This is a genomic window from Streptococcus sp. HMSC10A01 (assembly GCF_001807785.1).
GTDB classification, from domain to species: domain Bacteria; phylum Bacillota; class Bacilli; order Lactobacillales; family Streptococcaceae; genus Streptococcus; species Streptococcus gordonii.
Map to the genome: position 1 here is coordinate 492,052 of NZ_KV790983.1, position 18,783 is coordinate 510,834.

The window sequence follows — 18,783 nt, forward strand, 5'->3', positions numbered from 1 at the left end:
ATTTTATAAAATATTGATACATCAAATTATTGAAATTCCTTGTTTCATCAAAAGTTATAATTATAAAAAAACACCGCTATTTAAAGCGGTACTTAGCTTAATTTTCTTAAAAAATTGGTCTTTGAAAAGTCATAAAAATCAAAATGGCTGCTAATCCCAAATAGACTATTAGGGCTAAAAATCTTTGTGGCTTACTAAATGCATTGCGTTCGCCTGAAACTGGTAGAATCACCGCACCTAAAGCTCCACCAACAAGACCACCTAAGTGACCAGAAAGACTGATTCCTGGTAAGAAACTCATGATTAGATTGACAGCCAGTAGGCTCATATAGGATTGCCCCAACTGCTGAAGATAGTGGTTTCGTGTGGCATAGCGCAGAACGACGACTGACGCAAAGAGACCGAAAAGCGATGTAGAGGCTCCTGCAGCCAGACTGTTTGGTGAAAAATATACGACGAATAGATTCCCCATCACCCCAGACATGAGATAGAGCATTAAGAATTTCCATGGTCCGAAAATATCTTCTATCTGACGGCCAAGGAAATACAGAGTAAGCATATTGACCACAAAATGCTCTAAACCAATATGGACAAAAATAGCAGCAAAAACTCGCCAAAATTCTATAGGCATCTCTTGGATTGTATAGCCATGTACTGCCCCAAAGCGATACAAGGCTTCCGTACTACTATATTGGAAACCGTAGAAAAGAAACATTAAAGCAAATACAAGGCTCGTTATGATCAATAAAATACTTGTCACTGGGTAGTTTCTATCGTAGATTTGTTTCATATATGATTAACTCCTTTACCGAGACATCATGCAGATCCGGTTTAAAATTCGCTAGCTGAATTTGATAAAGCGTACTGACACTAGCACCAGAAAAATCAGCCAGATAACGGTCATAGTAGCCGCCACCGTAACCAATTCGAAATCCTTGAGAATTGAAGACCACACCTGGCACATGAATCAGATCAATTTCTGTCTTATCCACAGCCTCTTCACTTATCGGCTCCATAAGACCAAAGGAGCTTTTTTGTAGGCGACTTTCATCATAATCAACAAATATCATCCGCCCCTGGCCATAGGTTTTGGGCACTAAAACCCGCTTGCCGTCCAACTGAGCCTGCTTGATAAAGGCTGCGGTAGAGACCTCATGTGGCATAGAAAGATAAGTTGCGATGACTTTAGCTTCTTGATAAGCTCTTGACTGGAGCATGTGTTGGGTCAGCCAGCCATCTGCTTGCTCTTTTTCTTTACCCGACAGTTTCTTCATCTGGTTCAGTACAGTTTGTCTCAGCTCTTTTTTCATGCAACCCGTCCCTCTTTTCTTATCTGTCATTGACTTTATAATCTAGGAATTTCCCAATCTTTTCAATAGCAAAGGGCAGTGCCGCCTCATCCGGTGTCATCTTTGGATGATGAAGGGCATAGGGACTGTCCACTCCCAGCCAGAACATGACGCCCTTGACCTTGCTGAGTAGATAGCCAAAATCCTCACCTGTCATCGCCGGAGCAATATCAATCAGCTCCACTCCGTCTTCCTTCTGGAAAAAGTCCATCAGTTCACCTGCCAGATCAGGATGATTTTCTACAGGCAGATAACCGCCTTGCTTGAGTTCCAAGTCCAATTCCAGACCGAAACTTTGGGCTATGCCCTCTGCTATTTCCCGTAAGCGTTTCTGGGTCAAGAGGTTCATCTCCTGAGTTAGGGTCCGAATAGTGCCATGCAAAAAGGCCGTTTCTGCAATGACATTGTTGGTCGTGCCAGCATGGAGCGAACCAAAGGTCACAACCGCTCCCTCGATAGGATCGACATTGCGGCTGACAATGGTCTGCACCTGAGTGATAAAGTAGCTAGCCGCCACCAAAGCATCATTGGCTTCATGGGGAAAAGCTGCATGGCCCCCCTTCCCCTTAAAGGTCAGCTTGACTTCACAGGTACCAGCAAAAAGGGTTTCTCTGTTAGTGGCAATATCGCCGACCTTGAGGTCCGGTCGCACATGAAGTCCGTAAAACTCATCTGGCAGCCAGTCACCAAAAGCACCGTCTTCGTACATGAGCATTCCACCAGCTTCATTTTCCTCTGCAGGCTGAAAGAGAAAGAGTAGATTATGGGTAGGCTGAGCGCTCACAGCTTGTTCCAGCAGGCCTAGAGCGACCGTCATATGCATATCGTGTCCGCAGGCATGCATACGACCTTCATGGGTACTGGCAAAGTCCAGTCCTGTATCCTCCACAATCGGAAGACCATCGATATCTGTTCGCCAGCCAATCGTCTTATCCGGTGAACTGCCCTTGATAAAGACCAAAATACCAGTTCGCCAAGTTCGGATTTCCACAAAGTCTAGACCTGCTGTCAGTCCATCAATGACCTGCATCAGGTAAGCATGAGTCTTGTATTCTTCCAGACCGATCTCTGGTATTTGGTGTAAATCTCGGCGAATTTTTAGATAATCAAGCATTGTTTCTTTCCTTTATTGTCTTGTCAAACCAGATAAAATCTGACCGCACCCAATCAACTTCGGGCGCGGCACTGTTATTTATGCAATATTAAAGTGTGCGAAGAGCGTCTTCTAGAGCTGTCTTCTGCTGGGTCTTCTCATCAATGGTCTTGATAATTCGAGCTGGAACACCAGCAACCACTACATTTTCAGGAACATCCTGAGTCACAATCGCACCAGCCGCAACAACGGAGCCACTGCCAATTTGTACACCTTCAATCACAACCGCATTGGCACCAATCAGCACATTGTCTCCGACCCGAACCGGCTCAGCGCTAGCTGGCTCAATGACTCCCGCTAGAACTGCACCTGCACCGACGTGGCTATTTTTTCCGACAATAGCTCGGCCACCCAGGATAGCACCCATATCAATCATGGTCCCAGCGCCAATCTCTGCACCAATATTGATGACTGCCCCCATCATGATAACAGCATTGTCACCAATTTCGACTTGATCACGGATAATAGCACCTGGCTCGATACGGGCATTGATGTCGCGCTTGTCCAAAAGTGGCACAGCCGAGTTACGAGCATCTTGCTCAACGACATAGGTCTTATTTTCTTCTAAGTTCACTAGGAGGGGCTTAATTTCTTCCCAGTCTCCAAAAAGAACATTGCCTAACTTCACAACAGACCAAGGAATGGTACCGTGCAATTCTCCGTTAAAAGTTACCTTGACAGGAGTCTTTTTCTTGGCGTCAGCGATAAATTTGATGATTTCTTGAGCATTCATTTTGGTAGCAGACATAATAGCACCTCTTTGTTCTTTCTATTTTTTGAACTAGGAAAGAGGCAAGTCTCTCCTAGCTATCTAATGTTTTCTATTATAACATAATTCGGTTAGTCAGTTTGAACTTTACTAGACATCGAAATCGTTTTTGGATTCTTGGACCTTTTTTAAATGAAACTTTCCATCCTTGTCCTTTGCAAATTCCAAAAGGACGAAGGTTTTATCCTTTGTTTGGTAGGCCATGTTCAAAATAGAGTAGCCTTCAATGTTTGATTTATAATACCTTTTGGGAACTCCCACTTGATCAACTATCTCTATATCCGTGATGCCTTTTTCTTCATCTGGGCTAATCCCTCTAAGAAAGGCAAGCCTCTCATCCGTCAGATATTCTTTTTGAGTAGTATCATAAGAAACACTGACAAGATGTGGACCAGAACCTCTGTTCCAGAATTGAATAACAGCCACGCCTCCGCCTTTTAAATTATAAGTCAGTGATAGCAATTTGTCCTTTTTGCCCACTTTCATTTCGTTGCTAGTTTGGGCTAAACCATATTGACGAACAAAATCAGAGACGTGAAGGTTTCTAGTCCCATCATTTTCAATCTTATACTTTACAAAGTCAATCCTCTCCCAATCCAAAGCCTTAGCATTTGGAGAACTATACTTTGACTCTGCTCCCATTGCTTGATCATCTTTATGAGAATTGAGTCCCTTCCCAATTAAGATAAAGAGTCCTATAACAAGCGTTAATACTGCTACAGCAATTAACTTTGAAGAGAAACGAGAAGTCGGTTTAATCCTTTGTATTCTTGCTTCTTTAGCCTTTGATTGATGAACTGATCTACTAGAACCTAAATTTTGTTTCAGTCTCGGTTTTTTTACGTCCTTGGAATTCAATTCCGATATTGGTGTAGCTGGGTTCTCCGAAATGGCTTCATTTGTTGGTTTGGCTTCCTCATTGCGCTTTGATGGAGGTACCGAGCCAGACATTTCATTAGAATTTCTTCTCGAAGATTCTTTTGTCTTGCCAAATCGTTCCTTATGTTCTTTTCGTAGTTTGTCTAAGTCTCTTTTTTCCATTCCCTTATCCTTTTTCTCCCTTAAACGAAATCAATATCCTTCTATCTAGTTCTCTATCTCCATATATATTCTAGTCCTTCTCAGATGCTCCAAGTAAATGTCGCTTCGTTATCAACATATATAAAAATCTATCTCAATATTGCTACATCTCTCCTGATTGTAACATATAATCAAGGAAAGGAAAACTTCCACTTCTTAGATTTACTGGGTAGGTTAGTGAATCCATTTCGACTAAACAGATAAAGACCTGGAATTTCCATTCCAGATCTTTCAAAAAATTTTATTCAAACTTTAAGCTGCTCGCTCTTCATACCTTATCAGGAACCTCCAAGTAAACGAGACTAAGTTGCTTCTCAATCGGCTCCTTTTTTAGCTAAAAGGAAATCTCCATCTGCCTGTTTAACAAAGGTCAACTTGTACTCATCCGAACCCGATGAGTTGAATTGAATCCTCATTTTGGTAATTACTTCATCTGTTTCAATATCTTCTCCTGCAGACACCGTCAGAGATGAGACTGCATTATCCCCGATGACTTCCTTATAAGAAACTCCGCCTTTACCTGTTTTTGGATCTCCCACTTTCAGCTTATCATAATAATCAGAGGGCATATAAGCGGCTTTAGCCTTTCTGTAATCACCTGAATAAGAAATATTTTGTAAGTAGTAGCGATCGCCTTCCTTCTTAAAAGCAAGCTCCATTTCACGAATTGAGCGATAGTAGAAACTATCTTCATCCTGGTCATAATCATCTAACTCGCCCCACTCTAAATCAATTCTATCTCCTCGAAACGAACCTTTTATAGCCTTACCATACTCATCAAGAATATCTTCTATGGGAGTTCCTAAATCTGGCTTATCGTAATAACCAAACTTAAGAGTAGTGAGATTATTGATATCCCAACTAAAGTCTGACTCTTTGGGGTTGATGTATTCAGCTGCCACATCTCTTTTTGATTTACCCGTATCAGCTTTTAAATTGATGATTGGATAGAGGCGCTTGGTCAGATTCATATCCCCTGTAGAATAACCAAAAATTAGACCAACTATCAGCCCCAAAACAGCAAAACCTGTGATACAAATAAGCATTCGCCTTTTTCCTGCTTTCTCTTGATCACGATTTTCAGGCACGTCAAATGGTATCTGTGATTGATTCATATTCATCTTTCATCTATCTCCTCTATCTTAATCTCGTTCTGTGCCAATGTATAAGAATTCCCCATTCGGTTGTGCTAGGAATCGTAATGTCTTATAATCATCATCAACTTCATAGAATACCCTTGCAATCACTCGATTAGAGATATACTTTTCTCCATTAGCAGTAATATCGTTTTCCGTTTCAATTTGGATAGATTGTCCATGTTTTTTCAATAATTCTGATAAAGGAGTCCCTCCCTTGCCTGTTTTTGAATCTCCTTTTTTCAGACTTTTAAACTCTTCATTTGTCAATTTATAATCTTTTGAATTGTCAGTATCCTTTTCATCTTCGTCTTCATCTTCTAGTTTCTGCTTGTCTTGGAATTCGCCTAGCGCATATGCTTGGACATGCTTTAAATAATAATTGTCACCTGATTTTTCAAAATACATAGTGACGCTTTGACTTTTTGAAGACTTCGATCTATCCCAAGAAAGTTTAATCCCCTTCTTGTCATAATCCACACCAGAAGCCAATCCATAGGTATTAACAATTTGATCTGCAGTTAATCCATGACCATCCTTATTGTTATACTTCAACAAGCCAAGATCTTTAAGAGAAAAAGTAAAGACAACCCTGTCTTTCTCTGTGATAAAGCCAGTTTCTGTATCTTTAGCTTCAGCCTTGGCTCGTTCTAGACGTTTATATCGTCGAGTATCAGCTTCGGACTTGAATGATTGTCCCCAAAGATAGCCAACACCTCCACCAATCAGACCAGCAACAAAAGCAGCAAGGACTGAGAAAGTGATCAACTTAATCCAACCGCGTTTAGCTTCCGATTGAAGTTCTTGATGACTTTCCTCTTGAGAAACTAAATTGTTTTCTTTCTGATCAGGCTCTTGATTGGTTTGTCCTTCTTGCGATTTAAAAGGCTTTTTATCTTCTGTTGTCATAACATCTCCTTTACTAGCAACTTTCACCCATTACTCTCCTCACTCTTCGTGAATAAAGTCTGACGCGCAAAATTTAAATGTAATAGTTCTAATATATCATAAATTCACAAGATTGGCCAATGCCCCAATAGATAAAGAGCCCTATACAAAAAAGACCTCTTTCGAGGTCCTTACGTTTGTCTATTAAAGGCGAGCGTTCAATTCTTTGCTCAATTCTTCAAATCCTGGTTTACCAAGAAGGGCAAACATGTTACGTTTGTAGGCTTCAACACCTGGTTGGTCAAATGGGTTGATAGCATTCAAGTAACCTGAAAGGGCAATTGCCAATTCGAAGAAGTAGATAGTGTAACCAAGAGTGAAGGCATCTTGCTCAGGAAGAGTCACGTACATGTTTGGTACATCACCGTCAGTGTGGGCAAGAAGAACACCGTCAGTCGCTTTTTTGTTTACAAAGTCAACGTCTTTTCCTTGAAGGTAACCAAGTCCGTCAAGGTCTTCTTCCAAGCTCGGGATAATCACGTTCTTGCGTGGTTTGTCAACACGGACAACTGTTTCAAACATGATGCGAGTTCCTTCTTGGATAAATTGACCCAATGAGTGCAAGTCAGTTGAGAAGTTAGCTGAAGTTGGGTAAATACCTTTTTGGTCTTTTCCTTCTGACTCACCAGCCAATTGTTTCCACCATTCTGAGAAGTATTGAAGTGATGGCTCGTAGTTTACCAAGATTTCAGTTGCATAGCCTTTGCGGTAAAGGATGTTACGAACGGCTGCGTATTGGTAAGCTTCATTTTCTGAAAGTTTGTCTGAAGTGTAGTCTTTACGAGCTGCGTTAGCACCTTCCATAAGAGCTTTGATGTCTGCACCTGATGCAGCGATTGGAAGCAAACCAACTGCTGTCAATACTGAGAAGCGTCCACCGATGTCATCTGGAACTACAAATGTTTCCCAACCGTTGGCATCTGCTTCAACCTTAACAGCACCTTTTTGGCGGTCAGTTGTTGCATAGATACGTTTGTTAGCTTCTTCTTGACCGTATTTCTTAACCAAGAGTTCTTTGAAGACACGGAAAGCGATAGCTGGTTCTGTTGTTGTACCTGATTTAGAAATCACGTTTACTGAGAAGTCTTTATCAGCTACGTACTCTACCAAGTCAGCAAGGTAAGTAGATGAGATTGAGTTTCCAGCATAAAGGATTTGTGGAGCTTTGCGTTCTTCTTTTGTTTGCAAGTTAGCAAAGTGGTGGTTCAAGAAGTCGATAGCTGCTTTAGCACCAAGGTAAGATCCACCGATACCGATAACAACCAAGACATCGCTATCTGATTTGATTTGCTCAGCAGCTTTCAAGATGCGGTCAAATTCTTCTCGGTCATAATTTTCAGGAAGGTCCAACCAACCCAAAAAGTCGCTTCCAGCACCAGTTCCTTTGCGGATCAATTCGTCTGCAGCTGTTACTTGTGATTGCATGTACTCCACTTCATGTGGGGCAACAAATTTGTCTAAAACTTTTGAATAATCAAATTTAATATGTGGCATGATATTCCTCCATTTTCTTTTCTTTAATATGATAACGCTTTACGACTTTTTTAGCAAGCAAAACCTCACTTTAAAACGCTTCCAATTTATTTTTTTACAAGTTGGCAAAAGCTAATAGGCACTTCAAGGCAATCGTTTGCGTAAATTGCCGAATTTCTCCTGCTCCACTTAGAATCCCTCTTCCTAGAAAAAAGCCTAGGATCCTCTCCTAGACCAGAACATTTCTTATATATTTTCTCATCTGAAAAATTCACAAATAAGGCTTTCTAATCAGAAGGTAGTTCTCGCTTAGCTCGAGCACCTAAGTTCATCTGCGCCTTACAGGCTTGATTCATTCAACTTCGGAACGTAGTTCTCGCTTAGCTCGAACTGCATCAATGTACCTAAGTTCATCTGCGTCCGTTGGACTTGATTCACTAAGGGCTATCATAGGTTTACAGCTTTTTCCCTAGCGGGAAAAACTGCATCCATTGCTCTAGGATTCTTCTGCGTCCCTTGGACTTGACTCATCAAGAGCAATAGAAAAGAGCACACAGTTCACTTCGCTTAGGGCTGCTGGATTCCTCCCCTGACCCGCTTCACGCAAAACTGTTGCTCCATGACTAGTATATCATATTTTTTTACTTTTGGCGACGATTTCTGAAAAAATCTTGCATGATTTGAGCGCACTCTTCTTGGAGAACACCTGTCTCCACCTCCACTCGGTGGTTTAGTCGTTCATCCGTTAAAATATCATAAAGGCTACCAGCTGCACCAAACTTTTGATTTGCTGCTCCGTAGACAACATGGGGTATGCGCGCTAAACCGATTGCTCCGCTACACATGACACAGGGCTCAATGGTCACAAAAAGTGTTGTATCCAACAAGCGCCAGCTATTTTCATGCTGGTTTGCCTCTTCAATAGCCATGATTTCCGCATGCATAACAGCTCGTTGCAATTCCTCACGCGCATTGTGCCCTCGACCAATAATCTGACCGTCTTTCACGACGACACAACCGATTGGAATTTCATCATTTTCCAAAGCAATTCTAGCCTCTTTTAAGGCCTCTAGCATAAAATATTCTTTTTCCTCTTTACTATAGTTCATAAGTTTTTTCTTATCTTTCAAATTCTCTTTTGCTCTATTATAATGTTTAGAACCAAAAAAAGCCACCAAGAATCTTGGGGGCTTTTTAGGAGATTATGAAAAATTTTAGGATAGGTATATCATAAACTCTCTTACTTAAAGAAAACTTAAAGTTTTTTAGAAATGATCAAAAGCAGTCGTTTCTATATTTCTTTGTTTTTCTACTAGAAAATGATCACCGGATTGATTAATAAGTAAATCCGCATCTTTTTCATAGATCTGATAAAAGCGCCTATATTGCTCTCTCCGAGCTAGGTGCGTCTGCTTTATCCACTCTGATTTGCGCTCTCGCACAGCCACATCCCGAGCCAAACGACGCTCTAACTCAGTCTGATCATCCGTATAAAAGCAAATAGATAAATCAAACAGATTCTTTGGCAAAAAGGCAGCCGACATACCTTCTACAATTAGAATTGGCTTTTGAGCTGATAAACGTAAACTAGGTGACCAAGTTGTGTCAATGGTCAGAATATCCAGACCAGACCGCAAGGCGCAAATATCTCGCTCCAGACTACTCAGTTCATGAACAGCAGGGATACAAGCTGTTACTTTTTGATGAGGAAAATCTTTGGAACTGAGCAAATCTCGATACGCTCCAGTAATTACATAAGGATCAGTTTCCAGCAGATTGGCTCGTTCCTCACCCAAGGCTAGTTGGAGTTTTCGAGCAAAAGTTGACTTTCCTGAAGCACCATGACCATATATACGTATAGTATGTTTTTGATCTGCTATCAGATACGCTGTCAAGCTTTCCAGCAATTTTTCTTCATCTGACATGACCTCTCCTTTCAAATGGAGATTTTAGAAATTCCGATTGGATCGATTATAGCCGTAGCGCTCCATAAAATCTTCACGGAATTCTAACAAGTTATCATCCATAATAGCTTGGCGAACTTTCTTCATAAGGTTTACCAAGAAGTAAAGATTGTGGTAACTGGTCAAGCGAAGACCAAAGGTTTCGTCAGCCTTGAGCAGATGGCGGATATAGGCCCGCGTGTAATTGGTACAAGTGTAGCAATCACAGTTATGATCCAATGGCGTGAAATCTTCTTCAAACTGGGCATTTTTGACGACTAATCGTCCTTCGCTAGTCATACAGGTACCATTTCGGGCAATGCGAGTCGGCAAAACACAGTCAAACATATCCACACCACGGATAACACCATCAATCAAGCTATCTGGCGCTCCCACTCCCATGAGATAACGAGGCTTATTTTCAGGCAACATAGGTGTTGTGAAGTCCAGCACCGCATTCATCTCTTCGTGAGACTCACCAACAGCCAGTCCTCCGATAGAGTAGCCTGGGAAATCCATGCTGACCAAGTCTTGAGCAGATTGGCGGCGCAAATCTTCAAAGCCAGCTCCTTGAACAATACCAAAAAGACCCTGATCATGAGGACGGCTGTGGGCCTTGAGTCCACGCTCAGCCCAACGGCTGGTCCGCTCAATAGACTTTTTGACATAGTCATAAGGCTGGTAGAACTGCGGGCATTCGTCAAAGGACATCATAATGTCACTGCCTAGATTATTCTGAATAGAGATAGCCTTTTCTGGTGAGAGAAACATCTTGGAACCGTTGAGGTGGTTTTTGAAGGTTACCCCTTCTTCTGTGATATTGCGACTATCAGCTAGAGAATAGACCTGGAAACCACCGCTATCGGTCAGAATAGGCTGGTCCCAGTTCATGAACTTGTGCAGACCACCTGCACGGGCAATCAGTTCATCGCCCGGCCGTAGCCAGAGATGGTAAGTATTGGCCAAGATAATACCCGACCCCATTTGCTTGAGCTCTTCAGGGGACTGAGTCTTGACTGTCGCCTGAGTGCCAACCGGCATAAACATAGGCGTCGGAAAGGTCCCGTGAGGTGTAATAATCTCTCCCAGACGGGCACCTGTGTGCTTTTCTTTTTTGATCAATCGATATTGAATCGGTGAATCTGACATTTTTACCTCCGATGCTGGGAAAGACAGTCCCAGATCTTATTTTCTGTGGAAAATTCCACAAGATACTGTATGATTTTATCAAAAAAAGCCCTGTCTGTCACGGGGTATGATATAATAGATAGCATTACTGGAGGTTTTTATGAATTTACGTCAACTGAGGGCTGAAGCCCGTCTCCTACAGAGGAAAATACCAGGACTCCTACTTCTCTTTTTCATCCCGATTATGATCTTGTTGCTGAGCAACTTTTTGGGTGATTCGCAAGAGGATTTGATGGAATATTTCGCGTCGATAGATCTAAAACAGGCTTTCTATCTTGAAGTCAGTCGCGGTCTTTTCTCTCAAGTTATCAATTTTATCATCTCTCTTTTTATCATTTCAGCGTCCTATGCTTTAATTGATTTGTTGCGCAGACAAACTGAACAGTTGAAGTTTTCGGACTCTCTGCGTGCTTTTTCCAATCAAATTTTTACTCCACTTGTACTTACTTTGTTTTGCAAGCGTCTGATTTTGTTTTGTTGGAGTATTTTACTTTGGGTTGGCTCTGTCATTTCTATATTTACGAGCTACCGCATCCTCTATATCTACAATCAAGCTCCTAATAATCAACTGTCTGATCAAGCTATTCAGCAGATTAGCAACTACTCGCCTTCTCTGTTTCTGGGCTTGCTTCTCGTTACTCTAGGCTTGATTATATCCCTTCCTCAGCGTTATGCTTATTCGCAAGCTGAGTTTATTCTTTACGATCAACTTAAAAAAGGAACTTACCAAGGTCCGCTTCAAGTCCTTCGTCAAAGTCGGCTTATGATGAAGGGATATAAAGACAAACGCTTTATGCTAGATGTGAGCTTTATCGGCTGGCAGGTTTTAATGTTTCTAACCCTTGGTCTTGCTGGAATCTATGTTATCCCCTATATCCATACCAGCTCCGTCCTCTTTTATGAGCAATTAAAAGCCCTAAAAAAATAAAAGCAACTCTGCTTGAGTGTACTGACCCCAAAAAGTTAGACAGTAAATCTAACCGATTAGGGATAGTTCATCAGGCAGAAGTGCTTTTTGTTTGTACGCTATTTTAAGTCAGCTCGACTTTAAAGACCAGTGGCAGGTTAGTCTCAACTTCAGACAAGAATATCCGTAAACCTTGAGAAGTTTGCTCCCATTTCAATGCTTTTTCATAGCCCATCAAGGAGACACTTTTTATAATACCGTGAAAACGAGAGACAGGATTTTCCCTTTCATCTGCCAAGGCTTCTACTGTCAGCCATTGATCCGTAGCCGGCTCCATTGCAAATACATAAACAGAGCCTCCCTTGGCTGTAAAGCGGAAATCTTGATGAGTATAGGTTACAGTATCACCATCAGAAAATGGTCCACTAGCCGGCTGTGTCGGCCCTTCTCCAAATTGTCTCCAAGCATAGGAGTCATATATCGCTGGGCCATTCACCTCAAGCCAAGTCCCTATTTCCTTTAAGATAGCCTGATCTCTCTCAGGAATCGAACCGTCTCCTTTTGGTCCGATATTGAGTAGGAGATTCCCATTTTTAGAAACTACATCGATCAAAGTTTGGATGATTTCTTTAGCAGATTTATAATCCAGCTGCTCTGTGTAACCCCAGGAATTACGTGCGATAGCTGTATCTGTCTGCCAAGTGAAAGGCTGTATCTCCGCAAAGCCACCGCGTTCCATCTCGACAATCCCAGAGCCAAAAGCCAGGGCATCGTGCTTGTAACAAATACTAGCTGGCTTACCGGTCGCAGCTCCCAAATTATAATAATAGGCCGCAAAAAGTTTCAAATATTCTTTAAAGGCTGTATGTTGAATCCACCAGTCAAAGTACAAAATCTCTGGCTGATAGTCTCGGACAAGCTCACAGGTCCGCAAGAGCCAATCATCTAAAAATTCTTGATCAGGATAGGGCTGACCAAATAAATCATGGTGATCTGGCTCTGGCATAGCTGGCCAATAAAGTTCATCTCTGCTGACTTCCTTAGCGATGTCACTATCGAATTCTTTCCCATGTGAGAAGAAAAAATGATGCTCAGCCCGATGGGAAGAAGTACAGAAATGAAGATGGGCTTGATCTGTTGCCTGCTTTAACTCCTGTAAGATATCCCGCTTTGGTCCCATTTCCACACTATTAAAAGGTGATAGCTGACTTTCATAAAGCTGGAAACCATCATGATGCTCAGCTACTGGAAAAATGTAGCGCGCCCCAGCCATTTTAAAAATCTGTACCCACTCCTCCGCCTGAAATTTTTCGGCAGTAAATAGAGGAATGAAATCCTTATAACCAAAATCCTTGTGGGACCCATAGGTTTTGACGTGATGTTCAAACTCTGCTGTACCTTGGATGTACATATTACGAGAATACCATTCACTTCCAAAAGCCGGTAGACTATAAAGCCCCCAATGGATAAAAATCCCAAACTTAGCTCCTTTGAACCAGTTGGGCACCTGATAGGTCGCAAGAGAATCCCAGTCTGGATAGAAAGGCCCTTGATTGGCAACTTTTTTGATTTCTTCTAAGCTAATTATCATTACTACTGCCTCATTAGTTTATTTTTAAAACGCTTTCTTTTATTCTACCAATTTTTTAGTAAATTAAACAGATTATTTTAGCAAAAATGATTCTAGATTTGCTTATCCATCATATTCACTGCTATCAAAAATATACTCTTCCGTATGAGGTAGTAGGGTTATCTCATCCTCTTGCTTGACATGATGGTAATCTTGAAAATAGAGAATCTTTTTTTCTCCTGCATAAAAAAGTGGGATCATAATCAGTTTTCCATTTTTGCAAACACGATAAAAAATCATGCCCTCTGTCATATTTTCAATAAAAATACCTTCCTGCCCTTCTGAGATCAAACATTGAAAACGCGCTAATAACTGGTCATGAGGTTCATATAAAGCGATCGTTGTAAGACCTAGTGGTGTTTCTTCTAGTTTTTTTGGAAGCATTGTTTTTCCCTACTTCTGCTGAGATTATACCTACTTCTCCTTGCTCAAAACAGGACATGGATGTCACTATGATATTTGATGCTTTTAGCAAAAAACTCTTTTTCTAAAAGACTCATTTACAAGAGGACTTTAAAACCTGAACTAGAAAAAAGAAGGCTAAAACAATGTTCAACCTTCTTTGTCTTTGAATCTGTGAATAGGATCATTTTGCAGGCAATTAGTTGTTTTCACAGATACATATCATTTACTAATTTGCCACTCGGTAATATGGATGTTGGGCTGCATAGGTAGAATCACTACCTAATTGTAGCTGTTCTTTCGGACATTCATTTCCTGTGACAGGCATAGGTGCACCTTTAGGAATAAAGAATAAGGGATCACTACTGCCCGCGCTCGCATAGCCAAAACCAACTACATATTTCCCATCTTGGATCTTCCCGTCATACAATGTATTATTTGCAATTTCCTTACCATCGTTTTTCTTAAAGATACTAGTGCCATCTGCCTTAAAAGTCAACTGATCACCCAAATCGTTGGCCCAAGTTCCTGCTACACTGGAGAAATCACCACCAGCAATAGCCTGAATATCCATGCTTGCTGTAGCCATCTGAGTTGTAGTATCTTCTTTTTGATTAGTATTGGCATCTTGGTTGCTTGAGCTGCCCGTATCTTTTTGACTAGCTTTGGAATCCTGGCTACTTGAGTTGGCCGTAGCCTTTTCCTTTGTGGATGATGTTGCTGATTTTTCGCTGGATTTGGTAGTCTGAGTAACCTTGCTTGAGCTACTGGTTGCACTTTCTTGCTTATTCCCATTCCCACAAGCATTGAGAATGAAGCAAGTAGTTAAAGAAATAACAACTAAAAGAGTAAATTTTATAGTTTTCATCACTTATTCTCCTTTTTGTAACAAAAGAAATATTTTGTAATTTAATTGTAATCTTTTGTAATATTTATGTCAATAGTTTTTTGATTATATTTTAAATTTAAATAGGAGGCTACAAAAAAAGTGACACTTAAACCGAAATGTCACTTTTAAAATTGGGTAAAGATTAAAATCTGTCTAAATCTTGACAAATTCGCTGAAAAGCTGCCTCAAGCGAATCCTCATCTGTGAAAAAAACTTCCTCTTCCCAGCCTAAGAAGTCTCGGTCTTTCCACCAGCGCTTCATGTCGGCTGGGGTAAATTCTTCTTGTTTCGCTCTGGTCTGATGACGGCGGACCGTTTCTTCAAAAGTCAAATCATAGTAATACACTAGAGTCTGAGAACCAAATAAATTCCGCAAACGCTCTAGCATCTGTCCATAAATGTCTGTCTCATAAAACCCTTCTACTAGAACCAGCAGATCATGTTCATAACCGAAGCGTGCCAGTGTCTCCGTCAGGTCAATAGACAAATTTCCCGGCTCAACCTTTTCCTTGAGCATGTCCCGTCTAACCGTATCCTGCGATATCAGGAGAGTTCCTCGACCATAGTGAGTCTGCAGTTTCCCAGCCAGACTAGACTTGCCAGAGCCTGAATTGCCACGAATGATAACTAACTTGGCCATCTTATTCGCCCAAAATCAAGCGGGTATGTTCGCGTTTAATGCAGCGGTCCATGACAATATCATCCCGACCAGCTGTCCGCAAAATCTGCTCAGCTTCCTCACTCTCCAAGCCCAACTGAGCCCAGAAAATCTTGGCATCTGCTTCCAGAAAATCACGCGCTACATCTGGCAAAAACTCACTGCGACGGTATACATCGACAATATCCACTGGGAAAGGAATGTCTTTGAGACTGGCATAAACAGTTTCACCAAAAATCTGACTGCCTGCTGCCCGCGGATTGACTGGGATAATGCGATAACCTCGCTCCTGCATCTCCTTGGACACGCGGTTGCTGGTCGTTTCCTCACGGTCTGACAGACCAACAACAGCAATCACCTTGCTGTTTTCCAGATAATACTTGACAATGGCATCACTGGGATTTTGAAAATGATAAGTCATAGACTTCCTCCTCATTCATAATAAAGCTAGATAGTTTTGCAGTATTTGCGTCTTAACTGAATCCGGGCTAAACACCGTGTGAAAAAAACAAGCTTCCTTGCATTCATCGAATGCTATGTCAGCTTTCTATTTTCACTTTGTGTTTTACGCCCTTGATATCTTATTTTGCCTCGTACCAAGTTTGGCCGGCGTTTTCATCTGCTACTAGTGGAACTGCCAGTTCAATCGCGGCTTCCATGGTTTCTTTGACTAGCTGGCGGACGGCTGTTAGCTCGTCATTTGGCACTTCTAACACAATTTCATCGTGCACCTGCAAGAGCATGCGCGACTTGAAATTCTTCTCTGTCAGAGCTCGATCCAGATTAATCATAGCGACTTTGAGAATATCTGCGGCCGATCCTTGGATTGGGCTGTTAATGGCTGTGCGCTCCGCAAAATTTCGGATGTTAAAGTTGCGGGAATTGATATCTGGCAAAGAACGACGGCGATGATAAATGGTCTCTACATAGCCCTTATCACGCGCTTCGCGAACGATGGTTTCCATATAATTCTTGATACCAGGGAAACGCTCAAAATAAGTCTGAATATAGTCTTTAGCAGCATTACGGGAAATGCCCAGATTATTGGCTAGGCCAAAGTCGGAAATGCCATAGACCACTCCAAAATTGACAGCCTTGGCATTACGGCGGTCATTAGGTGTCACATCCTCTGCCTGTTTAATACCAAAGACCCGCATGGCGGTAGCCGTATGAATATCTTCTCCATGCTGAAAGGCAGCAATCAGATGCTCGTCCTGAGAAATGTGAGCCAGCACCCGCAACTCAATCTGGGAATAATCCGAGCTGAGTAGTACGCTGTCTGCCCACTCTGGCACAAAGGCCTTACGAATGAGTCGCCCCTGCTCCAAACGAACAGGGATATTCTGAAGGTTCGGGTCAACCGAGGACAGGCGACCCGTCTGGGTCAAATCCTGAACATAGCGAGTGTGAATCTTGCCGTCAGCCGCAATCGCCTCCTGCAGTCCGATGATATAAGTGGACTGGAGCTTACTAATTTGACGATATTCCAGAATCTTAGACACAATCGGTGCAATGGGAGCTAGGCGCTCCAGCACATCAACCGCTGTTGAGTAGCCTGTCTTGGTCTTTTTGGTGTACTCCAGCGGCAACCCCATATCCTCAAAGAGAATGGTTCCCAGCTGTTTCGGCGAGTTGATATTAAACTCCTGACCAGCTAGATCATAAATTTCTTGGGTCAGGCTTTCCAGCGTCTTTTCATTTTCCGCTTGCATGCCCTGCAGGGTTTCCCGCTCAACCTTGATCCCCGCAATCTCCATCTTGGCTAGGACAAAGGCCAGCGGTTGCTCCATTTCAAGCAACAAATCCAGCTGATCGTGGGAACGGAGCTGGTCTTTCATTGGCTCTTCTGTTTCCAACAACACTTGAACCTTACGAGCTAGATGCTCAAAGAGCTGCTCTTGCTCCGGCAAAGCTCGCTTGGCTCCCTTGCCATACACCTCGTCATCAGTCGGCAGAATTGTTTGGCCGTAGAGGCGAGCAATAGTCGCCAGCTCATTATCCTCGACCGTCGAAAGCAAATACTTGGCTAGGCGCGCATCAAAGGAGGCTGCTGGTAGTTCAATGCCGTAATGACTGAGCAGTACCTTGGTCCGCTTGAGGTCGTAGGTTTTCAGAGCTGTTTTTGTCAAAAATTCCTGAAAGAGAGGCTGCTGCAGTAAATCGCTGGATCCGACATAAATCTGACGGCTATCGCCCCAGGCAAGACCAACAATCTCTTCCTTATGGTAGTTGTCACCCAAGATTTCAAAATAGAAGAATTGCTCTGGTGCCAGCATATCCGCTGTCACCTCAGTCACTTTGGTAAATTCAATTGGTTTGACTTCTACTGGTTCCTGAGCAGTTCCCAGCTGAGCCTTGAGCTGCTTGAAGCCCATCTCGTCATAGAACTTGCTCAGGGTCTCTATCTGCGGACCCTTATAAACCAAATCATCCAGCCCGATTTCAATCGGAGCCTGAGTATTGATGGTAGCTAGAGTTTTAGATAAGAAGGCCTTGTCCTTGTCATTGATGAGATTTTCCTTCATCTTGGAAGCCTTGAGCTGGTCAATGTTTTCATAGAGATTTTCCAAAGAACCATACTCCAAGAGGAGCTTGAGACCAGTCTTCTCACCAATCTTGGTCACGCCGGGGATATTATCCGACTGATCGCCCATCAGCGCCTTGAGGTCAATGAACTGCTCAGGCGTGATACCCATCTTTTCCATGAGGTAGGCTGGGGTAAACTCCTCAAACTCAGCTACGCCTTTCTTGGAAATCTCCACCACAGTATTATCATCCGTCAGCTGAATCAAGTCTTTATCACCGCTGACAATGGTCACATCGTAAGGCACAGCTGTCTTTTCAGCCATCTTGTCCAAGGTTCCGATGATGTCATCCGCCTCGTACTGAGCCAAGTCGTAGTAGTGAATGCCTAGATGCTTCAGCATTTCTCGGATAAAGGGCAGCTGCTCACGAAATTCATCCGGTGTCTTGGCCCGACCAGCCTTATAATCGGCGTACATCTCGGTCCGGAAGGTCGTCTTGCCAGCATCAAAAGCTACTAGGACATGGGTCGGCTGCACGCGCTCCAAGAGATGATTGAGCATAAGGTGGAAGCCATAAATGGCATTGGTATGCAGGCCCGATGGACTCTTGAAACGGTCAATTTGATTGTAAAGCGCAAAAAAAGCGCGAAAAGCAACGGACGAACCGTCGATTAATAATAATTTGTTCTTTTTTTCCATAGGTTTATTATAACACGAAAGGCGGACAAAGACA

The 18,783-nt window shown here is 42.4% G+C and carries 18 protein-coding genes and 1 other RNA gene; 1 reads left to right on the forward strand and 18 read right to left on the reverse strand.

Annotation, left to right across the window (positions count from 1 at the left end; all coding sequences use genetic code 11):
* Positions 1–106: 106 nt before the first annotated feature.
* The 12 genes from HMPREF3108_RS09435 to tgt form a co-directional block, all read right to left on the reverse strand.
* Positions 107–790 (reverse strand): rhomboid family intramembrane serine protease, encoded by a 684-nt coding sequence (locus HMPREF3108_RS09435; protein ID WP_045772683.1) that lies wholly within the window; start codon positions 788–790, stop codon positions 107–109.
* Entirely contained in the window at positions 771–1,310 is a 540-nt protein-coding gene (locus tag HMPREF3108_RS09440) for a 5-formyltetrahydrofolate cyclo-ligase (protein ID WP_045634464.1), read from the reverse strand. Before HMPREF3108_RS09440 ends, HMPREF3108_RS09435 begins: the two co-directional genes overlap by 20 nt.
* A gap of 19 nt (positions 1,311–1,329) precedes the next feature.
* Entirely contained in the window at positions 1,330–2,463 is a 1,134-nt protein-coding gene (locus HMPREF3108_RS09445; RefSeq protein WP_070494385.1) for an N-acetyldiaminopimelate deacetylase, read from the reverse strand.
* 88 nt (positions 2,464–2,551) lie between these two features.
* On the reverse strand, positions 2,552–3,250 hold the full coding sequence (gene dapD / locus HMPREF3108_RS09450) for a 2,3,4,5-tetrahydropyridine-2,6-dicarboxylate N-acetyltransferase (RefSeq protein WP_011999700.1): 699 nt from the start codon (positions 3,248–3,250) through the stop codon (positions 2,552–2,554).
* Positions 3,251–3,361: 111 nt separating this feature from the next.
* Positions 3,362–4,312, reverse strand: coding sequence for a hypothetical protein (locus tag HMPREF3108_RS09455; RefSeq protein WP_070494387.1), 951 nt, complete (start codon positions 4,310–4,312; stop codon positions 3,362–3,364).
* A gap of 353 nt (positions 4,313–4,665) precedes the next feature.
* The gene (locus HMPREF3108_RS09460) at positions 4,666–5,472 is read right to left on the reverse strand and encodes a hypothetical protein (RefSeq protein WP_070494388.1); all 807 of its coding nucleotides are present in this window, start codon (positions 5,470–5,472) and stop codon (positions 4,666–4,668) included.
* Positions 5,473–5,493: 21 nt separating this feature from the next.
* Positions 5,494–6,396, reverse strand: a complete 903-nt coding sequence (locus HMPREF3108_RS09465; protein WP_070494463.1) for a flagellar basal body-associated FliL family protein — start codon at positions 6,394–6,396, stop codon at positions 5,494–5,496.
* Positions 6,397–6,579: 183 nt separating this feature from the next.
* Positions 6,580–7,929, reverse strand: a complete 1,350-nt coding sequence (locus HMPREF3108_RS09470) for a glucose-6-phosphate isomerase (protein WP_061599854.1) — start codon at positions 7,927–7,929, stop codon at positions 6,580–6,582.
* Between the two features lie 510 nt (positions 7,930–8,439).
* Positions 8,440–8,537: signal recognition particle sRNA small type (gene ffs, locus HMPREF3108_RS09475), an RNA gene on the reverse strand.
* A 12-nt stretch (positions 8,538–8,549) separates the two neighbouring features.
* A complete protein-coding gene (gene tadA / locus HMPREF3108_RS09480) occupies positions 8,550–9,017 on the reverse strand; it encodes a tRNA adenosine(34) deaminase TadA (protein WP_070494391.1) in 468 nt (155 codons plus the stop codon).
* A gap of 156 nt (positions 9,018–9,173) precedes the next feature.
* A complete protein-coding gene (locus tag HMPREF3108_RS09485) occupies positions 9,174–9,833 on the reverse strand; it encodes a uridine kinase family protein (RefSeq protein WP_070494393.1) in 660 nt (219 codons plus the stop codon).
* Positions 9,834–9,857: 24 nt separating this feature from the next.
* Complete coding sequence (tgt, locus tag HMPREF3108_RS09490; protein WP_045505222.1) at positions 9,858–11,000, reverse strand: tRNA guanosine(34) transglycosylase Tgt; 1,143 nt, start codon at positions 10,998–11,000, stop codon at positions 9,858–9,860.
* A gap of 139 nt (positions 11,001–11,139) precedes the next feature.
* Here tgt and HMPREF3108_RS09495 point away from each other — a divergent pair, with 139 nt between their 5' ends.
* Positions 11,140–11,967, forward strand: coding sequence for a DUF975 family protein (locus HMPREF3108_RS09495; RefSeq protein ID WP_070494394.1), 828 nt, complete (start codon positions 11,140–11,142; stop codon positions 11,965–11,967).
* A gap of 103 nt (positions 11,968–12,070) precedes the next feature.
* Here HMPREF3108_RS09495 and HMPREF3108_RS09500 read toward each other — a convergent pair whose 3' ends face one another.
* From HMPREF3108_RS09500 to polA, 6 genes are all read right to left on the reverse strand, one after another.
* Positions 12,071–13,537, reverse strand: a complete 1,467-nt coding sequence (locus tag HMPREF3108_RS09500; protein WP_048779114.1) for an alpha-L-fucosidase — start codon at positions 13,535–13,537, stop codon at positions 12,071–12,073.
* Positions 13,538–13,639: 102 nt separating this feature from the next.
* Entirely contained in the window at positions 13,640–13,960 is a 321-nt protein-coding gene (locus tag HMPREF3108_RS09505; RefSeq protein WP_011999692.1) for a hypothetical protein, read from the reverse strand.
* 247 nt (positions 13,961–14,207) lie between these two features.
* Positions 14,208–14,846 (reverse strand): DUF6287 domain-containing protein, encoded by a 639-nt coding sequence (locus HMPREF3108_RS09510; protein WP_048779117.1) that lies wholly within the window; start codon positions 14,844–14,846, stop codon positions 14,208–14,210.
* 163 nt (positions 14,847–15,009) lie between these two features.
* Positions 15,010–15,507, reverse strand: a complete 498-nt coding sequence (locus tag HMPREF3108_RS09515; RefSeq protein ID WP_048779119.1) for a kinase — start codon at positions 15,505–15,507, stop codon at positions 15,010–15,012.
* A 1-nt stretch (position 15,508) separates the two neighbouring features.
* Positions 15,509–15,946 carry a CoA-binding protein gene (locus HMPREF3108_RS09520; protein ID WP_048779121.1) on the reverse strand — a complete coding sequence of 146 codons (438 nt, stop codon included), beginning with the start codon at positions 15,944–15,946 and terminating at the stop codon, positions 15,509–15,511.
* Between the two features lie 160 nt (positions 15,947–16,106).
* Positions 16,107–18,749 carry a DNA polymerase I gene (gene polA, locus HMPREF3108_RS09525; protein ID WP_048779124.1) on the reverse strand — a complete coding sequence of 881 codons (2,643 nt, stop codon included), beginning with the start codon at positions 18,747–18,749 and terminating at the stop codon, positions 16,107–16,109.
* Positions 18,750–18,783 lie beyond the last annotated feature (34 nt).